Source organism: Pseudomonas oplopanacis (assembly GCF_057128725.1).
In genome coordinates this window covers 357,324-372,071 of the sequence record NZ_JBSKHV010000001.1, presented here as the reverse complement: position 1 = coordinate 372,071, position 14,748 = coordinate 357,324, and the positions used below count along the sequence as shown (strand labels likewise).

15 protein-coding genes are annotated in these 14,748 nt (G+C 61.5%); 5 read left to right on the top strand and 10 right to left on the bottom strand.

Annotated elements, in window-relative coordinates; genetic code table 11:
- Positions 1–111: 111 nt before the first annotated feature.
- Both ACWKV5_RS01815 and ACWKV5_RS01810 read left to right on the top strand, forming a co-directional pair.
- Positions 112–1,224 carry a succinylglutamate desuccinylase/aspartoacylase family protein gene (locus ACWKV5_RS01815; protein WP_483839902.1) on the top strand — a complete coding sequence of 371 codons (1,113 nt, stop codon included), beginning with the start codon at positions 112–114 and terminating at the stop codon, positions 1,222–1,224.
- 177 nt (positions 1,225–1,401) lie between these two features.
- Complete coding sequence (locus ACWKV5_RS01810) at positions 1,402–2,118, top strand: alpha/beta hydrolase (protein WP_483839901.1); 717 nt, start codon at positions 1,402–1,404, stop codon at positions 2,116–2,118.
- Positions 2,119–2,121: 3 nt separating this feature from the next.
- Here the strand turns inward: ACWKV5_RS01810 and ACWKV5_RS01805 are convergent, their stop codons facing one another.
- The 4 genes from ACWKV5_RS01805 to ACWKV5_RS01790 form a co-directional block, all read right to left on the bottom strand.
- On the bottom strand, positions 2,122–2,694 hold the full coding sequence (locus ACWKV5_RS01805) for a DcrB/PsbP domain-containing protein (protein ID WP_483839900.1): 573 nt from the start codon (positions 2,692–2,694) through the stop codon (positions 2,122–2,124).
- Positions 2,695–2,792: 98 nt separating this feature from the next.
- Positions 2,793–3,464, bottom strand: a complete 672-nt coding sequence (locus ACWKV5_RS01800; RefSeq protein ID WP_483839899.1) for a glutathione S-transferase family protein — start codon at positions 3,462–3,464, stop codon at positions 2,793–2,795.
- An 81-nt stretch (positions 3,465–3,545) separates the two neighbouring features.
- Positions 3,546–4,469: an aromatic amino acid exporter YddG gene (gene yddG / locus ACWKV5_RS01795; RefSeq protein ID WP_483839898.1), complete on the bottom strand. Its 924-nt coding sequence runs from the start codon at positions 4,467–4,469 to the stop codon at positions 3,546–3,548.
- A 57-nt stretch (positions 4,470–4,526) separates the two neighbouring features.
- The gene (locus ACWKV5_RS01790; protein ID WP_483839897.1) at positions 4,527–5,321 is read right to left on the bottom strand and encodes a hypothetical protein; all 795 of its coding nucleotides are present in this window, start codon (positions 5,319–5,321) and stop codon (positions 4,527–4,529) included.
- Between the two features lie 156 nt (positions 5,322–5,477).
- Between ACWKV5_RS01790 and ACWKV5_RS01785 the strand changes: the two genes are divergently transcribed.
- On the top strand, positions 5,478–6,797 hold the full coding sequence (locus tag ACWKV5_RS01785) for an Nramp family divalent metal transporter (RefSeq protein ID WP_483839896.1): 1,320 nt from the start codon (positions 5,478–5,480) through the stop codon (positions 6,795–6,797).
- 103 nt (positions 6,798–6,900) lie between these two features.
- On the opposite strand, the gene ACWKV5_RS01780 is transcribed toward ACWKV5_RS01785, so the two are convergent.
- Positions 6,901–7,794 (bottom strand): LysR family transcriptional regulator, encoded by an 894-nt coding sequence (locus ACWKV5_RS01780; protein WP_483840311.1) that lies wholly within the window; start codon positions 7,792–7,794, stop codon positions 6,901–6,903.
- 112 nt (positions 7,795–7,906) lie between these two features.
- On the opposite strand from ACWKV5_RS01780, the gene ACWKV5_RS01775 reads away from it, so the two are divergent.
- Positions 7,907–8,509: an NADPH-dependent F420 reductase gene (locus tag ACWKV5_RS01775; protein WP_483839895.1), complete on the top strand. Its 603-nt coding sequence runs from the start codon at positions 7,907–7,909 to the stop codon at positions 8,507–8,509.
- Positions 8,510–8,771: 262 nt separating this feature from the next.
- On the opposite strand, the gene ACWKV5_RS01770 is transcribed toward ACWKV5_RS01775, so the two are convergent.
- From ACWKV5_RS01770 to ACWKV5_RS01760, 3 genes are read right to left on the bottom strand one after another with little or no spacing between them, the layout of a single operon-like run.
- Positions 8,772–9,953, bottom strand: a complete 1,182-nt coding sequence (locus ACWKV5_RS01770; RefSeq protein ID WP_483839894.1) for an acetyl-CoA C-acetyltransferase — start codon at positions 9,951–9,953, stop codon at positions 8,772–8,774.
- An 11-nt stretch (positions 9,954–9,964) separates the two neighbouring features.
- Complete coding sequence (locus ACWKV5_RS01765; protein WP_223512947.1) at positions 9,965–10,630, bottom strand: CoA transferase subunit B; 666 nt, start codon at positions 10,628–10,630, stop codon at positions 9,965–9,967.
- A 36-nt stretch (positions 10,631–10,666) separates the two neighbouring features.
- Complete coding sequence (locus tag ACWKV5_RS01760) at positions 10,667–11,365, bottom strand: CoA transferase subunit A (protein ID WP_027925230.1); 699 nt, start codon at positions 11,363–11,365, stop codon at positions 10,667–10,669.
- A 150-nt stretch (positions 11,366–11,515) separates the two neighbouring features.
- On the opposite strand from ACWKV5_RS01760, the gene ACWKV5_RS01755 reads away from it, so the two are divergent.
- On the top strand, positions 11,516–12,415 hold the full coding sequence (locus ACWKV5_RS01755) for a LysR substrate-binding domain-containing protein (RefSeq protein WP_483839893.1): 900 nt from the start codon (positions 11,516–11,518) through the stop codon (positions 12,413–12,415).
- Between the two features lie 143 nt (positions 12,416–12,558).
- Here the strand turns inward: ACWKV5_RS01755 and ACWKV5_RS01750 are convergent, their stop codons facing one another.
- Both ACWKV5_RS01750 and ACWKV5_RS01745 read right to left on the bottom strand, forming a co-directional pair.
- Positions 12,559–13,401: an NAD-dependent protein deacetylase gene (locus ACWKV5_RS01750; RefSeq protein WP_483839892.1), complete on the bottom strand. Its 843-nt coding sequence runs from the start codon at positions 13,399–13,401 to the stop codon at positions 12,559–12,561.
- An 88-nt stretch (positions 13,402–13,489) separates the two neighbouring features.
- Positions 13,490–14,536: a class I SAM-dependent methyltransferase gene (locus tag ACWKV5_RS01745; RefSeq protein ID WP_483839891.1), complete on the bottom strand. Its 1,047-nt coding sequence runs from the start codon at positions 14,534–14,536 to the stop codon at positions 13,490–13,492.
- Positions 14,537–14,748: the final 212 nt, after the last annotated feature.

Sequence of the window (14,748 nt, the reverse complement as noted above, 5' to 3'; positions counted from 1 at the left end):
CGTTCAAAAAAGTGGCAACCGTTGACGCGGTTGCCATTTTTTTTGTGCATTCCCTAGCAACAGAGAACCCTGTGGGAGATATTTCACCGTTCAGATTTCAGGAGTTTATCCATGCAACGCATCGACCATTCACTGCCCTGGAGCCACCTGGGCACCGAACGTACCCTCAGCGTATTTCGCTACGGCGCGGGCACGCGCAAGGTCTACATCCAGGCCAGCCTGCATGCGGACGAACTGCCGGGCATGCGCACCGCGTGGGAGTTGAAGAAACGCCTGGCCGAACTCGAAACCCAAGGTCAACTGCAAGGCGTGATTGAACTGGTGCCGGTGGCCAACCCGATCGGCCTCGATCAGCACCTGCAGGGCAGCCACATGGGCCGCTTCGAATTGGGCAGCGGCAAGAATTTCAACCGCTCGTTTGTCGAGCTCAGCGCACCAGTGGCCGCGTTGATCGGGGACCAATTGGGCGACGATGCACAGGCCAACATCGCGCTGATTCGCCAGACCATGGGCCAGGTGCTCGATGGCTTGCCGGCACCGGCCTCGCAACTGGAAGCCATGCACCGTTTGCTGTTGCGCCATGCGTGCGATGCCGACATCACCCTCGATCTGCATTGCGATTTCGACGCGGCGATTCATATTTATGCCTTGCCGCAGCACTGGCCGCAGTGGCAATCCCTGGCGGCGCGGCTGAAGGCGGGCGTCGCGTTGTTGTGTGAAGACTCCGGCGGCAGCTCGTTCGATGAGTCCTGTTCTTCGCCGTGGTTGCGTCTGGCGCGGGCATTTCCCGAGGCGGCTATTCCCCCGGCCAACCTGGCGACGACGCTGGAGTTGGGGAGCATGGGCGACACGCGGGTGGATCAGGCGCAGGCCAACTGCGAGGCCATCCTCGGCTTCCTGGCCGAACAGGGTTTTATCAACGGCACCTGGCCGGCGGCGCCGGGCGAATGTTGTGAAGGCATGCCGTTCGAAGGCACCGAGTACCTGTTCGCGCCGCATCACGGGGTGGTGAGTTTCCTGCGCGATGCCGGTGAGTGGGTGGAGCGTGGCGATGCACTGTTTGAAGTGGTCGACCCGTTGAATGACCGGGCGACCACCGTGCGCGCCGGGACCAGCGGCGTGTTGTTTGCGATTGATCGCGGGCGGTATACGCAGCCGGGGACGTGGCAGGCGAAAGTGGCGGGGCGTGAGCCGATTCGGGTTGGGAAGTTGATCAACGACTGAGGCTCTTCACTGTCATCAAGGACCTCTTCGCGAGCAGGCTCGCTCCCACAAAGGAATGCATTTCTACTGTGGGAGCGAGCCTGCTCGCGAAGGCGGCATCAGCAACACCCAAAATCCCCCGGCAGGTTCCACAGTGCTAGGCTCACCCCCGAATCCTGTTTCTGTAAAGGAAGGCCAATGTTGAAATTTCTCGCCATGCTGACGCTGCTGGCATCCGCCGCGGTCCACGCTCAAACCCCGCTGCAAACCGATCTGCCCCTCAAGTACCTGGAACAAGCCAACCCTGAGTCGCAACACCAGCCACTGGTGATTTTTCTCCACGGTTACGGCAGCAACGAGCAGGACCTGTTCGGTATCAAGGATGATCTGCCCGAGACTTACACCTACCTGTCGGTGCGGGCGCCGATGACCCTGGAAGAGGGCAGCTACCAGTGGTTTACCAAGAAGGGCGAGGGCGCCTATAACGGCAAGACTGGCGACTTGAAGACCAGCGGCCAGGTGCTGCTGGATTTCATCGCCCAAGCGGCGAAGAAATATCACACCGAACCGGACAAGGTGTTCCTGGTGGGGTTTAGCCAGGGCGCGATCATGTCTTACGAAGTGGCGTTGCGTCACCCCGAGGCGGTCGGCGGGATTGCGGCGTTGAGCGGGCGGATTCTACCGGTGCTCAAATCCGCGCTCAAACCGGATGAAAGTCGCCAGAAGCTGGCGATCTTCATCGGTCATGGCAAAGAGGACAACCGCCTGCCGTACAAGGACGGTACAGATGCTGACACCCTGTTGAAGAGCCTGTCCCTCAAGCCTGAGTTTCATGGCTACGAAGGACTCGGCCACAACATCAGTGAGGCCGAGATTGTCGATTTGAACGCCTGGCTGCAGCACCTCAACCCTTGAGGCTTACTTGCCGCTGACGATTTGTTTGATCAGCGTTTCGTGGGCAGCCATGTCTCCCGGACGGGAAATCACCTGAACCACCGCCATGCGATTACCCGACGCCGCCATCAGCGTGGTGTTGAGGGTCATGCCGCCACCCTGGGTGGCGGTGCTGTCCACTTGACGCAGCCCCAGGCCTGACGCTTTCTGCGTCAGGCTTTTTTCGCTGAGTTTGTTGAAATCCGGCAGGGCCTTGCGTTGTGCGGCTTCGAAATCGGCGGCCGTACCGTCGAGAAACGCGCCGTCGTTGTCTTTGACGGTAACGTCGGCCGGCAGGTTGTTTTCCGCGGCGATCACCACGGTCTTGGTGGTCTCGTTGGTGTACATGGTGCCGCTGGCGCCCGACGGGCTGGCCGGCAGCGTGTTGGCGGTAAAGCCCTTGGGCAGGGAGAAGGTGAACTTGCCGCCCAGCATCGAGACTTTCTGCGAGGACGAAGGCGCGGTGGCCGTGGCCTTGGCGGCCTGTGCATTCAACGCGCCCAGACTGGCAACCGCCGTCAGCAACAGGACAACGGCTTTTTTACTCAACAGTGACATGCAAAAAACTCCAGGGATGATCGCGCTTTGAGGGCGATCATCCCATGGACGTTGTGAAGCATTCCAGCATGGCTGTGGTTTGGAGTTGGATTTGACCGTCAGGCCTGGTTTTGCGGGAACAGGTTGCGACGGGTTTCTTCGTCGAACTCGGCCTTGAGCACCAGTTTCTCTTTCAAGCCGTGGGCACGTTGTGCGGCCGGGCGGGCGCTGATTTCGTCGAACAGGCGCTTGACGTTCGGGTACGCCGCCAGGCCGTTCTCACCGAGGATGTACGGCGCGTAGTTGGCCCAGCCCCAGAGTGCCATGTCGGCGATGCTGTAGGTGTCGCCGGCCAGATATTGATGGTCGGCCAGACGCTGGTCGAGTACGCGGTAGTGACGTTCCACTTCTTTCAGGTAACGGTTTTTCGCGTAAGCCAGGTCTTCCGGCGCGTGGTGCAGGAAGTGCACGGCTTGGCCCGAGAACGGCGACAGGCCGGTGGCGATGAACATCAGCCACGACAGCAGTTCGGCATTACCGGCAGCGGTGGTCGGCAGGAAACGCTGATGTTTTTGCGCCAGGTGCAGCAGGATCGCCTGGGAGTCGAACACGGTGGCATCACCGTCGACGAGTGCTGGAACCTTGGCATTCGGGTTGATCGCCAAAAAGGCTGGCAGGTGTTGCTCGCCCTTGAAGGTGTCGACGCCAATCAACTCGTAAGGCGTTTGCAGCTCTTCAAGCAGCAGGGCAACTTTCATCGGGTTTGGCGAAGGGTGGAAAAAGAATTTCATGGTGTAGGCCTCAGTCGGGTGGGTTGGAACTGAGGTTGATGTTGCGGGAAACCCGTTCGATTGACGTGCGAGGTTATTGCTTTACTCGTTCGACGTTATCGAACGTGTTGCGATGGCCTTCTCGGAGGTTCGCGTGGTGGCAATCACCGCGCCACCGATGATCAACAGCGCGGGCACGATAAGGATCGGACCGGCCTGACTGTCGCCCACGGTGATCAACAGCAGCGTGGAAATCAGCGGCGCCAGATAGGACAGCGCCCCCAACGTCGCCAGACTGCCGTGCTTGGTGGCGTGGTCCCAGGCCAAAAACGCCAGGCCCACCGGTCCCAGGCCCAGGCAGAGGATGGCGGCCCATTGACCGGCATCCGGCCAGACCGTGGTTTCAAACAGCAGATGGCAGATCAGCCCGCCGATGGCCACCAGCCCGCAGACACCGCCGATGGTGTTGCTGGGCACTTCGCTGAAACGTCGATTGAACACTGAATAAACCGCCCAGATCAGCGCACAGCCAAACGCTGCGAGATATCCGGCCACTGGCATCGCCGCACCCGCCGCCGGTGCGTGTTGCTGCATGATGAACGCTGTGCCGGCGAGCCCCAGCAGCGCGCCGAGCATCTGTCGCTTGTGCAGCTTTTCCCCGGCCGAGAACGCCGACAACAACACCAGCAACAGTGGCCAGAGGTAGTTGATCAGGCTGGCCTCGGCTGCCGGGGCGGCTTTGAGGGCGAAAAAATACAGCGCGTGATAGACGAATATCCCGCTGAACCCGGTCGCCCACACGGCCCAGGGTTGTCGCCAGCTGCTGAAGCCGGCGATGCCGCGTCGCCCCAGAATCACCACGCTCGCCGCGAAGGCCACGCCGAAACCGAGCGTCATCAGCTCAAAGGGCGGAATACCTTGGGTGAGGGTGGTCAGCAGCGCGAGGCAGGACCAGAGGAATATGGCGACAACGCCCACGGCGGTGGCTGAGCGGGCAGAGCGCACAGGGAGCGTGGCGTCATTCATGTCTGGTCCTTCAGCGCGGTGAGCGGGCGACATCCTGGCCCGCAGCTGTGAAGGAGCTTAGCGGTTGATCGCGGATCGTCCAGACTCGGTCGTCGGCTTGACCGGGCGTGCCAGCAATTGCCGGGTGACCCCGAGCATCGCCACGGACACCGCGACGCCGAGGGCAAACGCGCTCAGCCCGATGTACGGCAATGCCAAGGCCAATACCAGGCAAAACGCCGCGAACGAATACATGCCTGTAGCCGTGGCGCGCAGCAACGCGGCGGTAAACGCCGGGCCGCGAGTTTGCTGGGAGAACACCGCCATCACGCTGCCCAACACCGGGAACACCGCGAGCAAGCCGCTCCAGCGTTCGCCGACGGTGCTCGCCAGTAGCGTGACCGCCAGGGTGAGCAGAGCGCCGGCCATCATGCGCAGCAGCAATTTATCGGACTTCGGCGCCGGGCCGGACACCAGCGGCTGCACTTTGGGAAACAGGTAGGGCGCGGCGAGCAGCGCAGTCGCCGCGGCGATGACCGAAAACACCAGGGACGGTGGAATCAGCGACAGAATGACGGCTGCCAAGGCCCAGACGGACAGCGACACCAGCAGCGCCAACGGCCAACCGGCGCGCTGGGCAACCTGGGCATAGGTCACGCAGAAGGCAATCATCGCGAACATCGCCGACAACGCGGCCGTCGCCGATTGGGCGGCAAACACTTCGCCTTGCTCGATGGCGAGGAAGAACAGAATCGGCCCGACCACCACCGGCAACCCGGACAGCCAACCGGCCACGCTCGGCCCCCAGCGTTTACCGGCCAGGGAAATCAGCAACAGAAATCCTGGAATCACCAGCAGTTTGAGCATCAGCACGAACGCGTCTCCTTCCTGAGAGAGGCGGCAACGTTAGCATCGTGCGCGCTGAATTGCTCTATGGATTGGCGGATTTTGTATACAAAGCTGCTGGCCCTTGGGTGTGCCGGGTGAAACGTCTAAGCTGCCTCCTCTCACCTGTTTCTGGATGTGTGCGTGAAATTCAGTTTACCCAAAGTCGCCACTGCGCCGTTCTGCCCGCCAGAAGTGGCCGGCACCGTTCCCGTTGATCCGCGCGCTTCATTCTTTAAACGGGTGCTGAGCTTTGCCGGGCCGGGTTTACTGGTGTCCATCGGCTACATGGACCCGGGCAACTGGGCGACCGCCATCGAGGCCGGTTCGCGCTTTGGTTACAGCCTGTTGTTTGTGGTGTTGCTGGCGAGTCTGGCGGGGATGGTGGTGCAGTGCTTGTGTTCGCGGCTGGGCATCGCCACCGGGCGCGACCTGGCGCAGTTGTCCCGCGAGCGCTACAGCACGCGCACGGCACGCACGCAGTGGGTACTGGCGGAAATCTCGATCATCGCCACCGACCTCGCCGAAGTGCTCGGTTGTGCCTTGGCATTCCATCTGTTGCTCGGGTGTTCGCTGACGTTCGGCATCGCCTTGACCGCATTCGATACGCTGCTGGTGCTGGCCCTGCAAAACCGTGGTTTCCGTCGTCTTGAAGCGATCATGCTGGTGCTGGTGAGCACCATCGGCGTGTGTTTTTTCGTCGAGTTGCTGCTGATCAAACCTTACTGGCCGGACGTGGCGCGCGGCTTTACACCGTCACTTTCGGCGATTGGCGACGCCGCACCGCTGTATCTGGCCATCGGCATTCTCGGCGCCACAGTGATGCCGCATAACCTGTACCTGCACACCTCGATCGTGCAGACCCGAATGATCGGCAAGGACCTGGCCAGCAAGCAGGACGCGGTGAACCTGGCGCGCATCGACACCATCGGCTCGCTGGCGTTGGCGCTGTTGGTGAACGCGGCGATCCTGATTCTCGCGGCGGCTGCGTTCCACAAGACCGGGCATACCGATGTGGTGGATATCCAGGATGCCTATCACTTGCTGGATCCGCTGGTGGGCGGGGCGTTGGCCAGCGTGTTGTTCGGCGTGGCGTTGCTGGCGTCGGGGCAGAGTTCGACCTTTACCGGGACCATCGCCGGGCAGGTGATCATGGAGGGGTTCCTGAACCTGCGGATTCCATGCTGGCAACGGCTCTTGATCACCCGCGGGCTGGCGCTGATTCCGGCGTTCATCGGGGTCTGGCTGATGGGCGACAGTGCGATTGGCAAGTTGCTGGTGTTGAGTCAGGTGGTGTTGAGCTTGCAGTTGCCGTTTGCGTTGTACCCGTTGATTCGCATGACCAACGATCGCCAGTTGATGGGGACGTTCGTCAATCGCTGGCCGACTCGGGTGCTGGCGTGGGGATTGTTTGTGGTGATCAGTGGGGCGAATTCTTGGTTGATCTTCCAGTTTCTGGGGTGACCGGGCTGGCCTCATCGCGAGCAGGCTCGCTCCCACAGGGATTTTGTGCTCACCGAAGATCAACTGTGGGAGCGAGCCTGCTCGCGAAGAACGATGACACGGTCTATCGCTGGAACGCCTCAACCACAAAATCAATAAACACCCGGGTCTTGGCTGGCATCAGCGTCCGGCTCGGGTAGTACAGCGAAATCGGCCCGGCATCAGCATGCCAGTCCGGCAGTAAACGCACCAATTCGCCACGCTGGAGGTAGGTACTCACGTCCGGCAACACCAACAGCGTCACACCCAAACCGAGCAACGCCGCTTCGCGCATGGCCGCCGGGTCATTGAGCACGATGGTTTCGCTCAGACTGGCCGGTGCTTCATGACCCGCGCGATCCTGCATGATCCACTGCCTGATCCGCCCGGTGCGGCTGCCGCGCATCACGATGCCGTTGAATCGGGACAACTGCGTCGGATCATCCGGAAACGCTCGTCCCGCCAGATACGCGGGAGAAGCCACCGCCACCACATCTGCCGCTGCCAGTGTGCGCGATACCATGCCTGGCGTTAGTTCGAAGCCGCCGCCGATGGCCACGTCGTAGCCTTCGGCAATCAAATCCACGGGACGGTTTTCGAAGTGCCATTCCGGTTTGATCAATGGATAACGTTCAAGGAAGGCCGGCAGCAGCGGCAGGATATGACCGATACCAAAGGTCGGCGCGAGACTGACTTTGAGCACGCCAGCGGGCTCGCCTCGATCACTGGATACCGCGTTGATCGCCGCCTGCAACGCCTCCAGATTGCCGCCGATGCTCGCCAGAAACCCCTCGCCGGCCTCGGTCAGCGAGAGCTTGCGGGTCGAGCGCTGGAGCAGCCGTACTCCGAGGTTTCGTTCAAGCATCGCGACGTTTCGGCTGACAGCGGCGGGTGTCAGGGCCAACAAACGCGCCGCTGCGGAAAAGCTGCGGGTTTCCGCGCTACGCACAAAGGACTCAAGGTTGGCGAGGGTTTCCATGGCGTTTACCTGATAGCAAAGCTTGAAAATCATTCAAGGCATTACCGTCTAATCAAATGCTAATGGCAAGCGCAGTATTCACTCCAACGACAACCCTTCGGAGTGAATATTCATGAACACTATTGGAATCATCGGCGCCGGTGCGATCGGCGCAGCCTTTGCCAGAGCCCTTTCGCGTCAAGGCATTGAACTGGTTATCGCCAACAGCCGTGGACCACACACCTTGACTTCGCTGGTAGAAGAACTCGGGCCGACGGCGCGTGCCGGCACCCGTGAAGAAGCGGCCGCGCAGGCAATTGTGCTGGTCGCGGTGAATTGGTCGAAATTGCCGGCAGCGTTGGGTGGTCTGCCGGATTTCGGCGGGCGGATTGTCATTGATGCGAACAACTCGATTGAAGCGCCGTTGTTCAAGGCAGTAGATCTGAACGGCCGGATGTCCAGCGAAGTGTTCGCTGAATGGGTGCCCGGTGCGCGGTTGGTCAAGGCGTTCAATCACCTTCAGGCGCGTCTGCTGGAGAGCGACCCGGCGGCGGAGGGCGGTCGTAGAGTGCTGTTTTTCTCGGGGGATGACACTCAGGCGAAAGCCCAAGTGGCGGCGCTGATCGATCAGTTGGGATTCTTCGGGATCGATCTGGGGGGATTGAGTGTTGGCGCACGATTGACGCAGTTTCCGGGTGGCCCGCTGCCGACGCTGAATCTGGTGAAATTTGCCTGACGGCAGGTAATAGAACCCGGTGCATCTGATGCCAGTCAGTTCATGTAGGCACTGACTAGCTGTGGCCAGAGTGTTTTTTTGTGGTGAGGGGGCTTGCCCCCGTTGGAGTGCGAAGCGCTCCCCCAAAATTTTCGACCAATACCGACATTTTGGGGGTTGCTGCGCAACCCAACGGGGGCAAGCCCCCTCGCCACAGAAGCACCGGGGGTGTTGCCAGGCTGCAGCGGATCTTCGTGGGTCCCCGCGCAGTCTGATGAACGCTTTACGCTCGTTCGATCGCCAATGCCACGCCCTGACCACCGCCGATACACAGGGTGGCGAGGCCTTTCTTGGCGTCGCGCTTGATCATTTCATGCAGCAAGGTCACGAGCACGCGGCAGCCCGATGCACCGATCGGGTGACCCAGGGCGATGGCGCCGCCGTTGACGTTGACCTTGTTCAAGTCCCATTCCAGGTCCTTGGCCACCGCCAGTGATTGCGCGGCGAAGGCTTCGTTGGCTTCGATCAGGTCGAGTTGATCAATGGACCAACCGGCCTTGCTCAGGCAACGGCGCGTGGCCGACACCGGGCCGATGCCCATGATCGCCGGGTCTACGCCGGCGTTGGCGTAAGCAGCGATAGTCGCCAGCACTGGCAGGCCGAGGGCCTTGGCTTTGTCGGCGCTCATCAGGATCACGGCAGCGGCGCCGTCGTTCAGCGATGACGCGTTGCCTGCGGTCACCGAACCGTCCTTCTTGAACGCCGGTTTCAGCTTGCCCAGCGCTTCAGCGGTGGTGCCGGCGCGCGGTTGTTCATCGGTGGCGAAGGACAGCGGATCGCCCTTGCGCTGAGGAATCAGGATCGGCGTGATCTCATCGACAAAACGCCCGGCTTCGATGGCCGCCGTGGCTTTTTGCTGGGAGGCCGCCGCGAAGGCGTCCTGTTGCTCGCGGGTCAGGCTGTACTTCTCGGCGAGGTTCTCGGCGGTGATGCCCATGTGGTAATCGTTGAACGCATCCCACAGGCCGTCGCTGATCATGGTGTCGACGATTTGCGCGTGGCCCATGCGCAAACCGGTGCGAGCACCCGGCATCACGTAGTTGGACAGGCTCATGTTTTCCTGGCCGCCGGCAATGATCACGTCGGCATCACCGCAGCGAATGGCCTGGGTGGCCAGGTGCAGGGCCTTGAGGCCCGAACCGCAGACCTTGTTCAGGGTCATGGCCGGCACGGTGAACGGCAGGCCGGCCTTGATCGCGGACTGGCGCGCAGGGTTTTGCCCGGCACCGGCGGTCAGGACCTGGCCCATGATCACTTCATCGACCTCGGCCGGGTTCAGCCCGGTTTGCGCCAGCAGCTGACGGATCACCGCCGCGCCGAGGTCAACCGCGGAAACGCCGGCCAGAGAGCCCTGGAAACTGCCAATGGCAGTGCGGGTGGCGGCGACAATGACGACGTCTTGCATGGAAGGATTCCTCACTGGTCAGCGAACTGCATTTCTGGAACGTGATCGGGAACAATCAGTTTACCCGCAGTCTTGGCGACGATTTCCTCGACGCTGACGCCCGGTGCACGTTCCTTGAGAATGAACGCGCCGTTTTCGATTTCCAGGTAAGCCAGATCGGTCAATACGCGCTTGATGCAACCGGCGCCGGTCAGCGGCAGGCTGCATTGGCCCAGCAACTTGGACTCACCGTCCTTGGACGCGTGGGTCATGATAACGATGATGTTGTCTGCGCCAGCCACCAGGTCCATCGCGCCGCCCATGCCCTTGACCAGTTTGCCGGGAATCATCCACGAGGCGATGTTGCCTTGCACGTCAACTTCAAAGGCGCCCAGCACGGTCAGGTCGACGTGGCCGCCGCGGATCATCGCGAAGGACTCGGCTGAGGAGAAAATCGATGCGCCGGTGCGTGCGGTCACCGTTTGTTTGCCGGCGTTGATCATGTCGGCATCAATGGTTTCTTCGGTAGGAAAAGGACCCATGCCCAGCAGGCCGTTTTCCGACTGCAGCATGACTTCCATGCCTTCAGGGATGTAGTTGGCGACCAGGGTCGGGATGCCGATGCCCAGGTTGACGTAGAAGCCGTCCTGCATTTCGCGGGCGACGCGTTGAGCCATTTGTTCGCGGGAAAGTGCCATTGTTGTTATTCCTTCATTCGGTCCGGGGGCAGGGGATCACTTACGGATGGTGCGCTGTTCGATGCGCTTCTCGAACGTGCCGCAGATGATCCGGTCGACGTAGATGCCAGGGGTATGGATCTGCGCCGGGTCCAGCTCGCCGGGTTCGACGATTTCTTCGACTTCGACCACGGTGATCTTGCCGGCGGTGGCGGCCAGCGGGTTGAAATTCTGGGCGGTGTGGCGATAGATCACGTTACCGAAATGGTCGGCTTTCCAGCCTTTGACGATGGCGAAGTCACCGGTAATGGATTCTTCCATCAGGTACTTGCGGCCATGGAATTCGCGGACTTCCTTGCCGTCGGCGACCGGAGTGCCAACGCCAGTCGCGGTGAAGAATGCCGGGATGCCGGCGCCGCCAGCGCGCATTTTTTCAGCGAGGGTGCCTTGCGGGGTCAGGACGACTTCGATTTCGCCCTTGAGCAGTTGTTCTTCAAACAGCTTGTTTTCGCCGACATAGGAGGCCACCACTTTGCTGATCTGGCGGTCGGTCAGCAGCACACCGAGGCCGAAACCGTCGACGCCGCAGTTGTTGGAAACCACGGTCAGGTCGCGGGTGCCTTTGCGTTTGATCTCGTTGATCAGGTTTTCCGGGATCCCGCACAGGCCGAAGCCACCAGCGATCACGGTCATGCCGTCTTCCAGACCTGCCAGAGCTTCCTCGTAGGAACTCACGCGCTTGTCGAAACCTGCCATATGCACCTCTTTTATTCTTTGTGGGCGGCTGGCTAGCCGAATGGGAGGGAGTGTCTCGCTGTTGTATTCATTTGTTAAGTTGATTTTTAAGGTGGATTGATAGATAAAACTCACCAATCGATCACCCGTATTACGTTGGAGCCACCGGCCATGACAGTCAAGCAGATCCGCGCCTTCCTGGCAGTGGCCCAGAGCCTGAGTTTTGCCGTGGCCTGCGAACGCCTGCATCTGTCGCAATCGGCATTGAGCCTGACCATCAAGGCGCTGGAGGAGGGCCTGGGCGGGCGCTTGTTCACCCGCAACACGCGCAACGTGGCGCTGACCGCCGAGGGCGAATCGCTGGTGCCGCTGGCCCGTCGGTTGATCGCCGATTGGGACAATGCCGAGGACGAACTGCGCCAGCGCTTCACCCTGCAGCGCGGTCGCGTGACGCTGGCGGCGATGCCGTCGTTTGCCGGCAACCTGCTGCCGCCGATCCTCAAGACCTTCCGTGCGCGCTATCCCAAGGTCAACGTCACGGTGAATGACGTGATCAACGAGCAGGTGCTGGAAATGGTCCGCGACCGCCAGGTTGAGCTGGGCGTGGCGTTTGAGCCGACGCAGAGTTCGTCGTTGGCGTTTACGCCGCTGTACATGGACCGGTTCGTGGCCATTGTGCCGAAGGATTCACCGCTGACCGAGCATGATGATATCGATTGGCAGATGCTGCTCAAGGAGCCGTTCATCACCTTGCAGCGACCGTCGACGGTACGGGTGATGCTGGAGGAACACCTACAGGCGCGGGGGATGAAATTGCCGGTGGAGTTTGAAAGTCATCAATTGGCGACGGTCGGGCGGATGGTTGCCAGCGGGTTGGGTGTGAGCGCGGTGCCGGCGCTGTGCGCGGGGCAGATGCAAGAGCTCGGTGCGCGGTGCATCACCCTGCGCGATCCGGTGGTGGAGCGGGCCATCGGCGTCTTGACCCAGCCTGGCGGTGAACTGTCGGCGGCGGCGCAGGCGTTGTTCGATATCCTCAAGGAAGAACTCGGCCAACCCATCGCCACGCACTGATCACCGGCCTGATAACCCACACAAATCTAATGTGGGAGCGAGCCTGCTCGCGAAGGCGGTGGATCAGTCGACATCGATGGTGAATGTGTATCCGCATTCGCGAGCAGGCTCGCTCCCACAAGGGGATTAGGTTTCTTCAGTTGTTAACTGTTCAGGCGCTGGGCCAACAGCGGCAAAAGCTGTTCGCACGAGCCTTCAATCTTCAGGTCCAGAATGTCGTCCGCCCGAGTCTTCCCCAGATTCATCGCAATCAACGGCTTCCCTTGATCCGCCACTGCCCGGCACAGGCGAAACGCGGAATACGCCATCAACGAAGACCCGACCACCAGCAACCCCGCAGCCTTTTCCACCGTTGCCATTGCCTTGGCCGCCGTGGCCTGCGCCACGTTCTCGCCAAAAAACACCACGTCCGGCTTCATCCGCTCGCCCTTGCAATGCGGGCACTGTGGCACCTGAAACCGCGCTTCGAATGCCGCGTCCAGCAAGGTGTCGCCATCCGGCGCCTGTACCGCGTCGACCCCGGCCAGGTACGGGTTCTGCGCTTCCATCAATCGCTGAATGACATCCCGCTCGCTGCGTATCCCGCAATCCAGGCACAGCACCCGGTGCAAGCTGCCGTGCAGTTCGATCACATCGTGACTGCCGGCCTGATCGTGCAGGGTGTCGACGTTCTGGGTGATCAGGCCGCTGATCTGCTGCCTGCTTTGCAAACTGGCCAGCGCCTCGTGCGCGACATTCGGCTGCGCCAGACGCACCCGCGGCCAGCCGAGCATGGCCCGTGCCCAATAACGTCGACGCGATTGCGGGGCGGAGAGAAATTCCTGGTACATCATCGGCTGTCGGCCCCGGCGCACGCCCTGGTTATCGCGGTAGTCCGGAATGCCTGACGGGGTACTGATGCCGGCGCCGGTCAGCACCACAAACGGCTGTTCAGCCATGAGTTGCCGAAGCCGCTCGAGTTGTTCGCGCAGGAGGCTGTCGAGCATGTTCAACACTCCGGGGAAGACCTTGAGTGTGTGCAGCGTAGCAGACCGATCACCCGGACAGCGCGTCTGCCCGGGTGATGATTAAGGCTTATTTACGTGCTTCCAGAATCAGGTTGAACGGTGTTTCCGTGGCGCGCCGGAACGACTTGAATCCCGCCTCGGTGAACACCTTGCGCAACCGCGCTTCACCGGCCTGGGCGCCGAGCCCGAGGCCGACTTCCTGGGACAGCGAGTTCGGCGTGCAGATGAACGTCGAAGCCGCGTAGAACAACCGTCCCACCGGGGTGATGTTGTCGTCGAGCGAGTCATTGGCAAACGGCTCGACCAGCAACACCGTGCCATCCGGTTTCAACGATTCATAGGCATGTTTGGCCGCGCCCACCGGGTCGCCCATGTCGTGCAGGCAGTCGAAGTAGCAGACCAGGTCATAGTCGTCGCCGGGGTAGCTCTTGGCGGTGCCCTGGAAGAACCGTGCCCGCCCGGACACGCCGCCTTCTTCGGCCCGCTGGGTGGCGACGGTGACGGAGGGCGCGTGATAGTCGAACCCGACAAACCGTGAGTCCGGGAACGCCTGGGCCATGATCACCGTCGACGCGCCATGCCCGCAGCCGATGTCCGCGACTTTCGCGCCAGCCTCCAGTTTCGCCACCACGCCATCCAGGGCCGGCAACCACTCGGCGATCAGATGCGCTTTGTAACCGGGCCGGAAAAACCGTTCGGTGCCGCTGAACATGCACGGATGGTGATCGCCCCAAGGCAGGGCGCCGTCGCCGCGCATGGCTTTGACCAGTTTGTCTTTGTCATGGAAAAACGACGCGACCACGCCGATACCACCGGCTATGTAGACCGGCGAGTCTTCGATGGCCAGGGCCAGGGCTTGTTCTTCGGGCAGGCGGAACTGGCCGTCGCGGTGTTCCATGTAACCCGACGCCGCGTGGGCGCTGAGCCATTCGCGCACCAGGCGGGGGTTGCAGGCGGTTTTTTCGGCGAGCGTTTCGGGGCTGATCGGCTGACTGTCGGCCATGGCCCGGTACAGGCCGAGCTCCTCGCCGAGGATGACATTGGCGAGCATCGCCGCGCCGCCCATGTCGTTTACCAGTTTGCCCATGAAATCATTGAGTCTGGCCTCGTCCATCACGTGTGCTCCTTTGGCAGGATCACGGTCCAGAGGGCTTGTTTTCGAGGCGTTCGGCTCTGGGCGGTGGTCGTGGGAATGAACAGGACGGCCATGCACGTCCTGGGTGCACTAAGTTTAGTTCGTGGCCCGCACGCTGCGGCCTGGCGCGACGAAAGCCCTTTTCCCGGCCTGACATAGCCCGTCCTGTGGGAACACAAATCCCCTGTGGG

Excerpts from the sequence above, each read along its gene's own strand:
- ACWKV5_RS01815 (WP_483839902.1), top strand. The coding sequence starts at position 112 with ATGCAACGCATCGACCATTCACTGCCCTGGAGCCACCTGGGCACCGAA.
- ACWKV5_RS01810 (WP_483839901.1), top strand. The coding sequence starts at position 1,402 with ATGTTGAAATTTCTCGCCATGCTGACGCTGCTGGCATCCGCCGCGGTC.
- ACWKV5_RS01805 (WP_483839900.1), bottom strand. The coding sequence starts at position 2,694 with ATGTCACTGTTGAGTAAAAAAGCCGTTGTCCTGTTGCTGACGGCGGTT.
- ACWKV5_RS01800 (WP_483839899.1), bottom strand. The coding sequence starts at position 3,464 with ATGAAATTCTTTTTCCACCCTTCGCCAAACCCGATGAAAGTTGCCCTG.
- yddG (WP_483839898.1), bottom strand. The coding sequence starts at position 4,469 with ATGAATGACGCCACGCTCCCTGTGCGCTCTGCCCGCTCAGCCACCGCC.
- ACWKV5_RS01780 (WP_483840311.1), bottom strand. The coding sequence starts at position 7,794 with ATGGAAACCCTCGCCAACCTTGAGTCCTTTGTGCGTAGCGCGGAAACC.
- ACWKV5_RS01775 (WP_483839895.1), top strand. The coding sequence starts at position 7,907 with ATGAACACTATTGGAATCATCGGCGCCGGTGCGATCGGCGCAGCCTTT.
- ACWKV5_RS01770 (WP_483839894.1), bottom strand. The coding sequence starts at position 9,953 with ATGCAAGACGTCGTCATTGTCGCCGCCACCCGCACTGCCATTGGCAGT.
- ACWKV5_RS01765 (WP_223512947.1), bottom strand. The coding sequence starts at position 10,630 with ATGGCACTTTCCCGCGAACAAATGGCTCAACGCGTCGCCCGCGAAATG.
- ACWKV5_RS01760 (WP_027925230.1), bottom strand. The coding sequence starts at position 11,365 with ATGGCAGGTTTCGACAAGCGCGTGAGTTCCTACGAGGAAGCTCTGGCA.
- ACWKV5_RS01755 (WP_483839893.1), top strand. The coding sequence starts at position 11,516 with ATGACAGTCAAGCAGATCCGCGCCTTCCTGGCAGTGGCCCAGAGCCTG.
- ACWKV5_RS01750 (WP_483839892.1), bottom strand. The coding sequence starts at position 13,401 with ATGCTCGACAGCCTCCTGCGCGAACAACTCGAGCGGCTTCGGCAACTC.
- ACWKV5_RS01745 (WP_483839891.1), bottom strand. The coding sequence starts at position 14,536 with ATGGACGAGGCCAGACTCAATGATTTCATGGGCAAACTGGTAAACGAC.